General features: G+C 41.9%; 13 protein-coding genes and 1 riboswitch. Of the genes, 12 read left to right on the top strand and 1 reads right to left on the bottom strand.

Annotation, left to right across the window (positions count from 1 at the left end; translation table 11 throughout):
• From HMPREF2917_RS01240 to HMPREF2917_RS01255, 4 genes are all read left to right on the top strand, one after another.
• Positions 1 to 513, top strand: a complete 513-nt coding sequence (locus HMPREF2917_RS01240; protein WP_070588758.1) for a YiiX/YebB-like N1pC/P60 family cysteine hydrolase — start codon at positions 1 to 3, stop codon at positions 511 to 513.
• Between the two features lie 222 nt (positions 514 to 735).
• Positions 736 to 1,437, top strand: coding sequence for an MBL fold metallo-hydrolase (locus tag HMPREF2917_RS01245; RefSeq protein ID WP_070588759.1), 702 nt, complete (start codon positions 736 to 738; stop codon positions 1,435 to 1,437).
• Positions 1,437 to 2,015: a TetR/AcrR family transcriptional regulator gene (locus HMPREF2917_RS01250; RefSeq protein ID WP_070588760.1), complete on the top strand. Its 579-nt coding sequence runs from the start codon at positions 1,437 to 1,439 to the stop codon at positions 2,013 to 2,015. Before HMPREF2917_RS01245 ends, HMPREF2917_RS01250 begins: the two co-directional genes overlap by 1 nt.
• A 190-nt stretch (positions 2,016 to 2,205) precedes the next feature.
• Entirely contained in the window at positions 2,206 to 2,856 is a 651-nt protein-coding gene (locus HMPREF2917_RS01255; protein ID WP_070588761.1) for a DUF1803 domain-containing protein, read from the top strand.
• 34 nt (positions 2,857 to 2,890) lie between these two features.
• Here HMPREF2917_RS01255 and HMPREF2917_RS01260 read toward each other — a convergent pair whose 3' ends face one another.
• Positions 2,891 to 4,336, bottom strand: coding sequence for a UDP-N-acetylmuramoyl-L-alanyl-D-glutamate--L-lysine ligase (locus HMPREF2917_RS01260; protein ID WP_070588762.1), 1,446 nt, complete (start codon positions 4,334 to 4,336; stop codon positions 2,891 to 2,893).
• An 87-nt stretch (positions 4,337 to 4,423) separates the two neighbouring features.
• Between HMPREF2917_RS01260 and HMPREF2917_RS01265 the strand changes: the two genes are divergently transcribed.
• From HMPREF2917_RS01265 to HMPREF2917_RS01300, 8 genes are all read left to right on the top strand, one after another.
• A complete protein-coding gene (locus HMPREF2917_RS01265) occupies positions 4,424 to 6,052 on the top strand; it encodes a putative polysaccharide biosynthesis protein (RefSeq protein ID WP_070588763.1) in 1,629 nt (542 codons plus the stop codon).
• 288 nt (positions 6,053 to 6,340) lie between these two features.
• Positions 6,341 to 7,438 carry a cystathionine gamma-synthase gene (locus HMPREF2917_RS01270; RefSeq protein WP_070588764.1) on the top strand — a complete coding sequence of 366 codons (1,098 nt, stop codon included), beginning with the start codon at positions 6,341 to 6,343 and terminating at the stop codon, positions 7,436 to 7,438.
• A gap of 1 nt (position 7,439) precedes the next feature.
• The gene (locus tag HMPREF2917_RS01275) at positions 7,440 to 8,603 is read left to right on the top strand and encodes a MalY/PatB family protein (protein ID WP_070588765.1); all 1,164 of its coding nucleotides are present in this window, start codon (positions 7,440 to 7,442) and stop codon (positions 8,601 to 8,603) included.
• A 35-nt stretch (positions 8,604 to 8,638) separates the two neighbouring features.
• Positions 8,639 to 8,796, top strand: a riboswitch (M-box (ykoK) riboswitch).
• Positions 8,797 to 9,003: 207 nt separating this feature from the next.
• A complete protein-coding gene (mgtA, locus tag HMPREF2917_RS01280) occupies positions 9,004 to 11,664 on the top strand; it encodes a magnesium-translocating P-type ATPase (RefSeq protein WP_070588766.1) in 2,661 nt (886 codons plus the stop codon).
• 219 nt (positions 11,665 to 11,883) lie between these two features.
• Positions 11,884 to 12,513: a uracil phosphoribosyltransferase gene (upp, locus tag HMPREF2917_RS01285; RefSeq protein ID WP_003005574.1), complete on the top strand. Its 630-nt coding sequence runs from the start codon at positions 11,884 to 11,886 to the stop codon at positions 12,511 to 12,513.
• 133 nt (positions 12,514 to 12,646) lie between these two features.
• Positions 12,647 to 13,237 (top strand): ATP-dependent Clp protease proteolytic subunit ClpP, encoded by a 591-nt coding sequence (gene clpP / locus HMPREF2917_RS01290; protein WP_021153673.1) that lies wholly within the window; start codon positions 12,647 to 12,649, stop codon positions 13,235 to 13,237.
• A 277-nt stretch (positions 13,238 to 13,514) separates the two neighbouring features.
• Positions 13,515 to 13,793, top strand: a complete 279-nt coding sequence (locus tag HMPREF2917_RS01295) for a DUF2129 domain-containing protein (RefSeq protein WP_003013098.1) — start codon at positions 13,515 to 13,517, stop codon at positions 13,791 to 13,793.
• 108 nt (positions 13,794 to 13,901) lie between these two features.
• Entirely contained in the window at positions 13,902 to 15,059 is a 1,158-nt protein-coding gene (locus tag HMPREF2917_RS01300; RefSeq protein ID WP_023918808.1) for an ABC transporter substrate-binding protein, read from the top strand.
• The last annotated feature ends 69 nt before the right edge of the window (positions 15,060 to 15,128 follow it).

Genomic DNA, 15,128 nt, shown 5'->3' on the forward strand with positions numbered 1-15,128 from the left:
ATGTTAGAGACGGGCGATTTGATTTTTGTCAGTGAAAATACAGAAATGGGGCAAGCCATCCAGACATCAACTGGCAACTATAGCCATGTGGCCATCTTTTTGGACGATTCCATTTATCATGCAACGGTGGAAGGCGGTGTCCTTGCCCAATCCCCTGAAGATTTCTTTGAAGCTGAGAAAGCATATGACCTTTATCGCTACCCGAAAATCGATCTCAAAGAAGTCAAGAAGCGGGCAGAAAACCTTTTAGGGACTCCCTACAATGCTTCCTTTTATCCGGATGGAGATGGTTATTACTGTTCCCAGTTCATCGCAGAACTACTCCCTATTTTTGAAACCATTCCCATGAAGTTTGGAGATGAGGAACAGGAGATTAGTCCGTTTTGGGAAGATTACTACAGAGGGCTCGGTCTAGCCGTTCCTCTAGATCAGCCCGGGACCAACCCGAGTCAGTTAGCCCAATCACCACAGCTACAGTTTAAAGAAAGGTATTTGGATGATTTGGATTCATGAAACAACAATCTGAATCTTTGATACAGTTTATAAGAGTTACATCAAACTAAAGAAAAATAATATTTTAAAAATATGTTCTACCTTCGAATACAACTTGTAAAAGTTGTATTTTTTTCTAATATCCTCTGGATGTTTCTTGTTTAGACAGATAAAATATGATATACTTCACAAAAAAACTAACCACTGGTTAGTTTTTGATGGAAATCAAAGGAGGAAGTAAATATGTCTTTCTTGTATCGTTTATTAACACGTACAAAACAAATCAGTCCACATATAAGAAAGTTTGAGTTCGAATTGGGTGTTTTTGTTGTCAGCATATGGCTAGTTGAATCATCTAGTCGCTTTTATGTGATTGATACGGGAATGCGAGGAATGGAGAAGTACGCTGCCCAGTTTTTACTCCCACAAAAAATTGAAGCAATTTTTCTGACCCATGGACATCCAGATCATATCAAAGGTTTGCCCTATCTTAGACAGTACTTTGGTAACATCCCGACTTTAATCAGTGAGAAGGAATTCCCCTATATTTCAGGCAAAGAGCCTTTTCCAAATAGAAAAGAGAAAGAAAAAGTCATTTTTGACCCGGCTACTTTTATAACTGTTGAAAGTCAAGAAGGTCAAGACTTGTTAAGTAGGGCAGGATTAAAACCACTATTTTCTCCTGGTCATTCACCTGGTCATGTTGTTTATTACCATGAAGAGGATCAAGTTTTAATCGCTGGAGATCTTTTCACAGCTACGAGAGGTGGAAAGTTGCGTCCACCAATGAAAGGATATACAGCAGATATGAGACAAGCTTTAGCTAGTGGTGAAAGAATTCTCAAGGATTATTCACAGGCACTTGTTAGTGTTTGTCATGGTAGTGAGGTAAAAGATGCAGTACGAGATTTTGAGGCATCGGATGGGTTTAAAGGGAGTTTGTAATGGCAAAGGATACAAGGTCCAGAATTATCAGAGTAGCAGAGGAAATTTTCCGAAAAGAACCTTACCAGAAGGTGGGAATTAGGCAGATTGCTCAAGCTGCAGGATGTTCACATACAGCTATTTATCAGTATTTTAAAAAGAAAGAGGATATATTATATGCAGTAGCGGAAAAACCGTTAACTCACCTCTATCATACTTGCTTAGAAATCAGTCATTCCAAGCAGAATGATAAGGAACGTCTGCTTCAAATCTGTCAAACATACGTGGATTTTGGGTTTAGAGAACGTAATTTTTATGAATTATTGATTTTTTACCGTGGAGAGCATGAAGATTCAGGCGATTGTTCGCAACCGTTGATGCAATTGAGAATGAAAAGTTATCGTTTATTGGAAGAAGCTATTGATGTCTTTTTACCGAAAGACTTATCTGATGCAGAAGCGCTAAATATTCGTAGTGGAATCTTTATTTTTTTACATGGCTTAGTGAGTATCTACAGTAGGGACAATGAAGAATGTCCAGAACGCATTAGGCAACTACTGACTGATTTTATTTCTTTTAAAATAATAGAAATGAAATGAGTTGGAATAACTTATGGGGCTTCTACAGTAAACTTGGATTGAAAAGACTAAGTTCTTTTATTGCCTTATTTTCCCCTCTTGCCTGCCTATCCATAAATTGAAGATTTTGTCCTTTGGTATTGATTTCGCTTAAACTAATTTTTATGTTACAATAAGAACGAACCGATAAAACAGTAAACGAGACCTATTCATGATTACAATCATTAATCCCACACGTTTGACACGTCAGCCATTTTTCAAGGACTTGATCAACTTTTTGGATCAGCACGACGATGTGATCCTGCGGCAAATCAAGGCCCAATTTCCAGATCAACCAGTGGATAAGCTGATGGAGGAATATATCAAAGCGGGCTTCATCCTTCGAGAAAATAAACGCTACACCCTCAACCTGCCCTTCTTGGAGTCAGCTGATCGAGTGGACCTGGATCAGGAGGTCTTTGTCCGAGAGGACAGTGCAGTTTATCAAGAATTAAAAGCCAAGGTCTTCCAAACGGAACTCCGCAATACTACCAATGAAGCGATTCTCATAGAGGAGACGGACTTTGAACGAAATGCACAGACCCTTTCCAATTACTTCTACAAGGTTGCCCACCAATATCCATTGACAGAGGAGCAAGAAAAGCTCTATGCTATTTTGGGCGATGTCAATCCTGAGTATGCTCTCAAGTATATGACTAGCTTTTTGCTCAAATTTCTCAAAAAAGAAGTAGTCCAGCAAAAGCGCAAGGACATCTTTGTCGACAGTTTAGTTTTATTGGGCTACATCATTCAAAATGAAGATGGAAAGTATGAGTTAGCTGTCGAATTTGATAAAGAACGATTCATTTTTATAAAAAAATAAAGGCTAGGAATTTTCCTAGCCTTTTTTCATTTGATCATAGATAACGTTCAGCGATGGCGGCGTCACCTGGATACTCTTCTTTTACGCCATTGACGATTTGGTAGTAGTCCGCTCCTTTTCCGGCGATAATGACGGCATCTTCAGGCTTGCTGGTTGTTGCCATGGCCAGTTGAATGGCTTCTTTGCGATCTGCGATTTTCTCGACAGGGCGCGTGATGAAGCTACTAATCTCTTCAGCGATTGCCAAAGGATCTTCATAGTTGGGATCATCCGCTGTGAGGAAGACTTGGATCTCAGGATGCTCCTCTAAGAGCAAACCAAAGTCTTTGCGACGGCTCTCTCCTTTATTCCCAGTTGATCCAAGGACCAGTGAAATGGTCCCCGTTTGATGGGTTTCAACAACTGAGAGCAGTTTTTTCAAGCTATCTCCATTATGAGCGTAGTCGATGAAAACCTTAGCGCCGTTTTTCTGAGTCAAGACTTCCATTCGGCCAGGAACACGCGTCTTAGCAATCCCTTTTTGGATATCCTCGAGGCTCGCACCTAGGCGAAGGCAGGCAAGACCTGCAGCCACAGCATTTTCTTGGTTGAAATGTCCAATCAGTTGGATTTCATAGTTTCCAGCTAATTTACCAGTGGCTGAGAAGCTAAAGGCCTTAGAGTTTTCAATTTGATTCTCAGACTGGCTTCCATAAAAATCGTGGTCTTGGCTTGCGACTTGATCCTCTAAAACTTGGAAATGATCCATATCGCTATTGATGACAACGGCTTGGCTATTCTTCATGAGGAGACGTTTGTGGTAGAAATAATCCTCAAAAGTTGGGTGTTCAATTGGGCCAATATGGTCTGGACTGATGTTGAGAAAAACACCAACGTCAAAGGTCAGACCGTAAACCCGTTTCACTAGATAAGCTTGACTGGAAACTTCCATAATGAGGTGGGTCCGATCATTGGCTACTGCCTCAGCCATCATGGCAAAAAGATCCAAGCTCTCTGGAGTTGTCAGGGTCGATTTAAAGAAGTTTTTACCATCCAGTGTTGTATTCATGGTCGACAGCATAGCTGGTCGGTGACTTTGTTCCAAAATATGGTAAGCAAAATAGGCCGCGGTTGTCTTTCCCTTAGTCCCTGTGAAGGCCAATAGTTTTAATTGTTTCTCAGGGTGTCCATAAAACTCCATGGCGATTAAGCTCATGGCCTGTTTGATATCATTGACGAGGATGGCAGGAATACCAACTTCATAATCTTTTTCAGAGACATAAAAGCCGAGTCCATTAGAAATAGCCTGTTCCAGGTATTCTTTTTTGAAGTTGGCCCCTTTAACAAAAAAGAGGGTACTAGCAGAAACCTTACGGCTATCATAGCTAATAGCGTCAAAACTTGTTCCTTCTAGATGGTAGTAGTATTCACCATTTACTAGAACTTCTCGGAAATTTTGGTCTTGTTTTAAAATGTTGAGGGTTTGTTCAATTGTAATCATAAAACTATTGTAAACCGAAAGTCTGAATTTTACAAGTAACATGGAAAAGTTTATAATGAAGAGAAGAAGAAACGAAAGAGGACGTTTATGAGTCACGAACAAAATGACCAGCAAGCCCAGATGCTACGCGGGACTGCCTGGATGACAGCCAGCAACTTTATCAGCCGTTTGCTAGGAGCCGCTTATATTATTCCTTGGTATATTTGGATGGGAAAATATGGGCCACAAGCCAATGGTCTTTTTACAATGGGCTACAATATCTATGCTTGGTTTCTCTTGATTTCGACAGCCGGAGTACCCGTAGCTGTTGCTAAGCAAGTAGCCAAATACAATACCCGGGAGCAAGCGGATCATAGCTTTGCTTTGATTCGGGGCTTCTTGAAATTTATGGGAATTCTAGGCCTTGGATTTGCCATTCTCATGTATCTGTTGTCTCCTGTCTTTGCGAGTCTTTCAGGTGGGGGAAAAGAGTTGATTCCGATCATGCAGAGCCTTTCTTGGGCTGTCTTGATCTTTCCTTCCATGAGTGTCATTCGGGGATTTTTCCAAGGTTTTAACAACATGAAGCCTTACGCTATAAGCCAGATTGCAGAACAAGTCATTCGGGTCATCTGGATGTTGCTCACGACCTTCTTCATTATGAAGATTGGCTCAGGTGATTACGTGCAGGCTGTGACGCAGTCGACCTTTGCGGCCTTTATTGGTATGGGAGCGAGCCTTCTGGTGCTCTTTTATTACCTTGCAAAGACAGGCTTGCTCTCTTCTATTTTTAGAAAGCAAGAGGGAAGTGAAGGGATTGACACTCGGGCTCTCTTGATCGATACGATTCGGGAGGCCATTCCTTTTATCATCACAGGTTCCGCGATTCAGCTCTTCCAAATTGTTGACCAGATGACCTTTATCAATGTCATGTCTTGGTTCACAGATTATAGTCAAAAGCAGCTATTGGTCATGTTTAGTTATTTCTCTGCTAATCCAAACAAAATCACCATGATCTTGATTGCAGTAGCGACTTCGATTGGGGGAGTTGGGATTCCTCTGTTGACAGAGAATTATGTCAAGGGGGACCTAAAAGCAGCTGGGAAGCTCGTACAGGATAACTTGACCATGTTGCTAGCTTTCTTGCTTCCAGCCACCTTTGGTGCAGTAGCAGTCGCAAAACCACTTTATACGGTTTTCTACGGGCAACCAGATGGCTTGGCCTTAGGACTTTTCATCGTAGCGATGTTGCAGACCGTAATTCTCGGTCTTTACACGGTCTTATCGCCAATGATTCAAGCCCTCTTTCAAAATCGCAAGGCCATTCGCTACTTCCTTTATGGGGTAGTGGTGAAATTGGTCCTACAGATTCCATTTATTTTGGTCTTTCGTTCTTATGGGCCGCTTCTGTCAACGACCATTGCCTTAATGGTGCCAATCGTCCTCATGTATCGAGAGATCCAAACCATTACTCAGTTTAATCGCACCATCGTCTTTAAGCGGACCTTGCTTGGTTCTATCCTGACTGTGGTGATGCTACTTGGAGTCTTGATCGCTGGTTTGATTTTGGGCTGGATTTTCCCACCAAATGGCCGTGTATCGAGCATGATTTATATCGTCGTCATTGGCGGATTAGGAGTTGCTATATATGGAGCCTTAGGATTATGGCTACGGTATTTTGACCGCTTTATCGGAGGTCAAGCTACACGTCTCAGACAAAAATTTCGGATTAAATAAATTAGAGGTTGGGACAAAAGTCCTAGCCTCTTCTTGTTTTTGGATTGTCGAGCAAGACGCAGTGGTTGAGTGGGCTCTAATACGCTGATTTCATCAGCTTATACAGGCCTACTCAACTGTGCGGAGGTGGAACGACGAAATCGAATTCTAACGAATGACCGATTTCTGTCCCACTCTCTTTTTTTATAGTTTGAAACTATAGCTAGGTCTTGAAAATGGGAAAACCGCTCTCCTCATAATAGTGATAAAATAGTAAGCAGTTAGATTGAATGTTTATCGGAGGGCAATATGAGTAAAAAACGCAATATCAATACGATCTTGGCACAGGCAGGAATCAAGTCGGATAAAGTAACGGGAGCTTTGACAACTCCTTTGCATTTCTCTACGACTTACCAACACCCAGAATTTGGTCAGTCTACAGGTTTTGACTATACCCGTACGAAAAATCCAACACGCGCAACAGCTGAGAAGACTTTGGCAGCTATCGAAAGTGCAGACTATGCTTTGGCGACAAGCTCTGGAATGTCAGCCATCGTGCTTGCTTTTAGCATTTTCCCAGTTGGTTCAAAAGTCTTAGCCGTTCGTGACCTTTATGGCGGTTCTTTCCGCTGGTTTAACCAACAAGAGCAAGAAGGCCGCTTCTCTTTCACCTATGCCAATACAGAAGAAGAACTGCTTCAACACCTAGAAAAGGATCAAGTAGATGTCCTCTATATTGAAACACCAACTAATCCATTGATGTTGGAATTTGATATTGCTCATTTAGCCAAATTGGCCCATGCAAAAGGTGCCAAAGTCGTGGTGGACAATACCTTCTATAGCCCGATCTATCAACGCCCGATTGAAGAGGGAGCGGATATTGTTCTTCATTCAGCAACCAAGTACCTGGCTGGTCACAACGATGTCTTGGCTGGTGTTGTCGTGACAAATGATGCAGACTTGTATGACAAACTCTTTTACAATTTGAACACGACAGGTGCTGTTCTTTCCCCATTTGACAGCTATCTGCTGATCCGTGGTCTCAAAACGCTCTCTATCCGGATGGAGCGCTCCACAGAGAATGCTCGCAAGGTGGTCGAGTTTTTGAAAACCTCCCCTCAGGTCAAAGAAGTCCTCTACACTGGAAAAGGTGGAATGGTCTCCTTTAAAATTCAAGATGAGAAAAAAATTCCTAACTTGTTGAATTCCCTTCAAGTCTTTACCTTTGCAGAAAGCCTTGGCGGAGTTGAAAGTTTGATCACTTATCCTACCACCCAAACTCACGCGGACATTCCTGCAGAAGTTCGTCATTCATACGGTTTGACAGATGATCTTCTTCGGTTGTCCATCGGAATCGAAGATGCGGATGATTTGATTGAAGATTTGAAACAAGCATTGGAGGCTTAAGATGACCAAATATGATTTCACGACTTTACCGAATCGCTTGACCCACCATACCTACAAATGGAAAGAAACAGAGACCGATCCAGAAATCATTCCAGCTTGGATCGCGGACATGGATTTTAATGTCATTCCAGAAGTACGAGAAGCTGTTATCGGCTATGCAGACCAAATGGTCTATGGCTACACCTATGCATCGGATAGCCTCTACCAGTCTATCCTTGATTGGGAAAAAGAAGAGCATGGCTATTCCTTTGACAAGGAAGCTGTCGTCTTTATCGAAGGCGTTGTTCCAGCTATTTCAACAGCTATTCAAGCCTTCACCAAGGAAGGGGATGCTGTCTTAATCAATACACCGGTCTATCCTCCATTTGCCCGAAGTGTCAAACTCAATCGTCGAAAATTGATCGAAAATTCATTAGTTGAAAAGGATGGTCTTTTCCAAATTGATTTTGATCAGCTGGAAAAAGATATTGTGGAGCAAGAGGTTAAACTCTATGTTTTGTGTAATCCGCACAATCCTGGAGGCCGTGTATGGGATTGTGAAGTCTTGGAAAAAATCGGCCACCTTTGTCAAAAACATGGTGTCCTTCTCGTTTCAGATGAGATCCACCAAGATTTGGCCTTGTTTGGCCACCGTCATACCAGTTTTAACACGGTTGATCCAAGCTTTAAAGATTTCAGTTTGATCTTAACTAGTGCTACCAAGACTTTCAATATTGCAGGAACAAAAAATTCCTATGTGGTCATTGAAAATCCAAAACTTCGTACAGCTTTTAAACAACGGCAATTGGCTAATAATCAACATGAAATCTCAGGCTTAGGGTATATTGCTACAGAAGCGGCTTATCGTCATGGCAAGCCTTGGTTGACAGAGCTCAAGCAAGTCTTTGAAAAACACATTGACTATGTCGTAGATGAATTGCATGAAAACACTAAAATCCGTGTCATGAAGCCCCAAGGAACCTATCTTCTTTGGTTGGACTTTTCAGCCTATCCTTATAGCGATGATGAGCTGCATGCTAAAATCCATGACCAAGCCAAATTGATTTTGAACCGTGGAACAGATTTTGGAAAAGAAGGAAACTTGCATGCCCGCCTCAATGTGGCAGCTCCCTTCACCCTCATTGAAGAAATTACCAAACGTTTGGTGGAAACTTTTCACAAATAAGTGTTGACTTTCTGTAAGTGAAGGAGTACAATAAACTCGAAATACGGTAGGTGAGGCTACCACAAGGATACGGATGACTACCGCAAAGCAGTGGAGACACTACTCGTTGGTCAACAGTCCTGATCGCAAAGGTCAAGACTAAGCTCATTTCATTGCCTTGTGGAGCTAAAGCTTGGACGGTCAGTTTTTTGAGAGTTTTGATTGAAAAATAAATGACGAGTTTCATGAGTCCTACCGATCGAGGGTAGGACTCTTTTTTATGCCTTACCAAGAAAAGAGAAAGGAGAGAGCTATGATACAAATCGACGATCATCCCGAACCGCACCGAACCAGCCAATCGCTGATTTGTGTCGTAGGGACTCCAAAAGTGATTGGCTCCTGATTGAAAAAGGAGATACCAATGCAAACAAATAAAGAAAGACTCATTGCTGCCCTTCAAGAACCACTTGAAAGCACCTTTGCCGACTACAAAACCAGTGCCCTTGGTTTAGTTGACGATCAAGTAGAAGAAAACCGCGATATTTATGGCGAAAATGTCATCACAAAAGGTCAAGAAGATTCCATGATCAAAAAGATCTACGAATCCATCATCAATCCTTTTACGGTGATTTTGTTGGTCATTGCGCTGGTTTCCTTCATCACTAATGTCTGGCTAGCAAAACCAGGTGAACAGGATCCAACGACCTCTATCATCATTGTGATCTTGGTCTTGATCTCAGGTGGGATCCGCTTCATTCAAGAATTGCGGAGTGATAAAGCTGCCAGCAACCTATCACGTATGATAGTCAATACAGCGACCGTTCTGCGTGATGGGTCGGAACAAGAAATTCCGATCAATGAAATCGTCGTAGGAGATGTGATCAAACTGAGTGCTGGCGACATGATCCCAGCAGATGTGGTCTTGATTGATTCCCGTGACTTCTTTGTCCAACAATCTGGTCTCACAGGGGAAAGTGATGCTGTTGAAAAGGTTTGTCTCAGAAAAGCCGACAGTCAGAATCTAGATAGTCTCTTGGAGAGTGAAAGCTTGGCCTTTATGGGAACCAATGTCATCTCCGGACGGGCGACAGCCTTGGTCTTGGTCGTGGGGGATGAAACCATGATGGGTGCTATTGAGCAAACCATCAACACCTATGACGAACCAACCTCATTTGAGAGAGAAATGAATACCATCTCTTGGCTCTTGATTCGGCTCATGTTAGTGATGGTGCCCGTTGTCTTTGTGATCAATGGTCTCACAGATGGTGACTGGTTAGAAGCGGGTGTCTTTGCCCTCAGCGTTGGGGTTGGTTTGACTCCGGAAATGCTGCCGATGATTATTACAGCGAGTCTTGCTAAAGGCTCCATCATCATGGCAAAAGAAAAAGTCGTTATCAAAAAACTCAATGCCATCCAAGACCTTGGGGCTATTGATATTTTGTGTACAGATAAGACAGGTACCTTGACTCAAGATGAAATCGTTTTGGAGTATCCGCTTGATATCCATGGCGAATTGGATCTATCAGTTCTTCGTCGGGCTTACTTGAATTCCTATTTCCAAACCGGGCTAAAAAATTTGATGGACCGAGCGATTATCAATCGGACCCAGAAAGAAGCCAAGAAACATGAAATCGTCCGCGATCTGGATCAAACCTTCCATAAGATTGATGAATTGCCCTTTGATTTTGAACGTCGTCGCATGAGTGTCATTGTCAAAGACGAAGACGGTGTGGTCAGCATGGTGACCAAGGGTGCCTTGGAAGAAATGCTTTCTGTATCGAATTATGTTGAGTACAAGGGGGAGATTAAACGCCTGACAGATGAAGTCCGTCAAGAGGTCCTCGCTGAAGTTGCTCAGTTAAATGAACAAGGTCTTCGTGTTTTGGGCGTCAGCTACAAAACCGACTTGGACGAAAATGACATCTTTAGTGTTGAAGATGAACGAGACATGATCCTAACCGGTTACCTTGCCTTTCTTGATCCACCAAAACCTTCTGCAGCTCCAGCAATCAAAGCTCTTGCAGAATATGGGGTAACCACCAAGATCTTAACTGGGGACAATGAAAAGGTCACCCAAGCTGTCTGTGAAAAAGTAGGACTAGATGTCGAGCGGATTCTTTTGGGAAGCGAAATCGATACGATGACTGACCAAGAGTTAGCACAAGTTGTGGAAACAACAACGGTCTTTGCCAAATTATCACCCGATCAAAAAGCGCGGATCATCCTCTGCCTCAAGAACAATGGCCACAAGGTGGGTTACATGGGAGATGGGATCAACGATGCTCCATCCATGAAGGTCTCAGACGTTGGGATCTCCGTGGATACCGCTGTGGATATCGCCAAGGAAACGGCAGATGTCATCCTTCTGGATAAGGACTTGATGGTCCTTGAAAAAGGTTTGGTTGAAGGTCGCAAGGTCTATGCCAATATGACCAAGTATATCAAGATGACGGTCTCTTCTAACTTCGGGAACATCTTTTCTCTGCTCTTTGCCAGTATCTTTTTGCCTTTTCTTCCAATGGCTCCCGTTCATTTGATTGTGCTCAATCTTATCTATGATCTTTCTTGTATCGCCCTTCCTTTTGACAATGTCGACAAGGAATTCCTCAAGAAACCTCGTATCTGGGAAGCAAACTCTATCATGCGCTTTATGGCCTGGATTGGTCCAATTTCATCAGTATTTGATATTATTACCTACATGCTTCTTTATTTCCTTGTTGTCCCAATGATTTTAGGTCATGGCTACAACCATGGAGCAGCAGATGCAGCAGCCTTTATCATGGTGTTCCAAACTGGATGGTTTATTGAATCTATGTGGTCTCAAACCATGGTTATTCATATGTTGCGTTCACCAAAACTTCCATTTATCCAAAGTCGTCCAGCCTTCTCAGTCGTGGTGACGACTCTAGCAGCAGCCTTCTTTGTAACCTCCCTTCCATATAGTCCTTTGGCTTCTATCTTGAAGTTGAGCCAACTAAATGGATTGTACTTTGTTCTATTGTTTGCTATTATCGTCCTCTATATGCTTAGTGTGACGGTTGTCAAACGTATCTATATTAAGAAGTACAAAGAATGGTTGTAATTGATTGATAGAAAGAGTGAGTCCGAACTCAAAAAATTAAGTGTAAGGGCTCTCTTTTTTTTGTAAAATTTGGTATAATAAGAAGAATGTAAAGTTGGAAATGAAGATTTCCATGTGCTGTGAGTATCAAAGAGGGACTGAAAGAAAGAGTAGAGTTTGACTCCACTTTTATCATAGCTCTTTTTTGAATAATAACAGCTTAGAAAGAAGGATCTCAAAATGGGAAAATTAGAAGTTATTACACATCCACTGATTCAACACAAATTATCTATTCTTCGTCGTACAGATACCTCTACGAAGGCCTTTCGTGAATTGGTAGATGAGATTGCTATGTTGATGGGCTACGAAGTGTTGCGTGAATTGCCTCTTGAGGATGTTGAAATTGAAACTCCTATTACCAAAACCGTTCAAAAACAAATCGCAGGGAAGAAATTGGCTATTGTCCCCATTCTTCGTGCAGGGATTGGGATGGTTGATGGTCTCTTGAGTTTGGTACCAGCTGCTAAGGTTGGCCATATCGGGATGTACCGTGATGAAGAAACCTTGAAACCAGTTGAATACTTGGTGAAATTGCCAGAAGATATTGATCAACGTCGTATCTTTGTAGTAGACCCGATGCTTGCTACGGGTGGATCCGCTATTCTAGCGATTGATTCCTTGAAAAAACGTGGCGCTAGCCATATCAAATTTGTCTGCCTAGTATCAGCGCCAGAAGGGGTGAAAGCTCTTCAAGAAGCTCACCCAGATGTGGATATCTTTACAGCAGCCCTCGATGATCATTTGAATGAACATGGCTACATTGTTCCTGGTCTTGGGGATGCAGGTGACCGTTTATTCGGTACCAAATAAGAAACCATTCATTATAAGAAAAGTCCGAAAGGTGCTTAAGATTTGACCTTTTTTGACCATTGGTTTATAATAGCACATATACTTTGAACCTCACGAATCGTGAGAATGAATGGATACTAAAGGAGAAGAATAGATGATTCCAGTAGTTATTGAACAAACCAGTCGTGGAGAACGTTCTTACGATATTTATTCCCGTCTGTTGAAAGATCGAATTATCATGGTAACAGGACCAGTTGAGGACCAAATGGCTAACTCCATTATCGCTCAATTGCTCTTCTTGGATGCCCAAGATAATACAAAAGATATCTATATGTATATCAATACCCCAGGGGGCTCTGTCTCAGCAGGTCTCGCCATCGTAGATACGATGAACTTTATCAAGTCAGATGTCCAAACCATTGTTATGGGGATGGCAGCATCTATGGGAACTATCATTGCTTCAAGCGGTGCGAAGGGCAAACGCTTCATGTTGCCAAATGCCGAGTACATGATTCACCAACCAATGGGTGGTACTGGTGGTGGTACCCAGCAAACCGATATGGCGATTGCAGCAGAACACTTGCTCAAAACACGGAATAACTTGGAAAAAATTCTTGCGGAAAATTCAGGTCAATCCATTGAAAAAGTGCATGCTGATGCGGAGCGAGATAATTGGATGAGTGCACAAGAAACGCTTGAATATGGCTTTATTGATGAAATCATGGCCAATAATAAATTGGGCTAAACCATTCTATGGGAAGGTCCGTCAAGAGGCTGGGACAAAAGTCCTAGCCTCTCAATTGTTTTTGGATTGTCGAGCAAGACGCAGTTGTTGAGTGGGCTCTAATACGCTGATTTCATCAGCTTATACAGGCCTACTCAACTGTGCGGAGGTGGAACGACGAAATCGAATTCTAACGAATGACCGATTTCTGTCCCACTCTCTTTTTTGCTCTCATAAAAGAGTAGTTCTTTTTCTTGAAATTTGATATACTAGTAACAGAACGAGAAAGGGATTGACCATGTTTGAGAAACAAGAAAGAACAGGCTTAATTGTTAAATTGTATTACAATCGCGACGGGAAAAAATTACAATCAGTCGGAGATGTCTTGTACCATTCTAAGAAATGCCGTTATGTCCAATTGTATGTGGACAGTGACAAGGCCGATCAAGTCATGGAAGACTTAAAGAAAGAACGTTATGTCAAAAAGGTCTTGCCTTGCCATCTCAAAGATTTAGATACAGATTTTGTGGGGAGTTTACAACGATTGGAGACCCCATCTGTGGTCACAGAAGGATAGAAAACGCAATCATTTGATGGATTGCGCTTTTTTTATTGACAATTGTCAGATAATTCGGTATATTCTTAATGTATTTAATTTAAGATTCATTTAAGGAGATCATTACAAATGAAGAAAAAATTTGCTCTTTCATTTTTAACCATTGCAAGTGTCGCTCTTCTTGCTGCTTGTGGTGAAGTTTCTACTTCAGGTTCAAACACAACTGGTAACGAAATCGGCAAGGAACTAAAAGTCGGTTTTAACTTTGAAAAAACTGGTGAAGTAGCAGCCTACGGTAGCGCTGAACAAAAAGGTGCTCAATTGGCCGTTGATGAAATCAACGCTAAGGGTGGAGCTGACGGTAAGAAGATCGTTGTCACAGATAAAGATAACAAATCTGAAACAGCTGAAGCAGCTACAGTCACTACAAACCTTGTCACTCAATCAAAAGTGAACGCTCTTGTAGGACCTGCAACTTCAGGTGCTACTGCAGCAGCGGTTGCCAACGCTGGTAAAGCAGGTGTTCCATTGGTCACACCATCAGCAACTCAAGATGATTTGACAAAAGGTCAAGATTACCTCTTCCGTGCAACCTTTATCGATAGCTTCCAAGGAAAAATCATTGCTAAATACACAACTGATAACTTGAAAGCGAAGAAAGTCGTTCTTTACTACGATAACTCATCTGACTATGCGAAAGGGATTGCTGAAGCCTTCAAGAAATCTTACAAAGGTGAAATCGTAGCAACAGAAACATTCCAATCTAAGGATACAGACTTCCAAGCTGCCCTTACAAAAATCAAAGATAAAGACTTCGATGCGATTGTTCTTCCAGGTTACTACACTGAAACTGGTAAGATCGTAAACCAAGCGCGTGGTATGGGAATCAAACAACCAATCATTGGTGGGGATGGATTTAGTGATGCTAAATTCGTTGAACAAGCAACACCTGCTGCAGCTACAGACATCTACTACGTAGCTGGATTCTCTACTGAAGGTGAAATGACTGATAAAGCCAAGAAATTCGTAGAAGCATACAAAGCGAAATACAATGAAGAACCTTCAATGTTCGCTGCTTTGGCTTATGATTCAGTTTACATGGTTGCCGAAGCATCTAAGGGTGCTAAGAACTCTGTCGAATTGAAAGATAACCTTGCGAAGTTGAAAGACTTGGAAGGTGTGACTGGTACAATGTCAATTGACAAGAACCACAACCCGGTTAAATCAGCTCTTATGATTGGCTTGAAAGATGGTAAAGTCAAATCAGTTGAGTCTGTTAAACCATAATTATCATTTGTTGTTTGTACAAGAGGCTGGGAGAATGAAAATTCCTGGCCTCGCTCTTTATTGTTAGAA

This window comes from Streptococcus sp. HMSC061E03 (genome assembly GCF_001813505.1).
In the GTDB taxonomy this organism is placed as follows: domain Bacteria; phylum Bacillota; class Bacilli; order Lactobacillales; family Streptococcaceae; genus Streptococcus.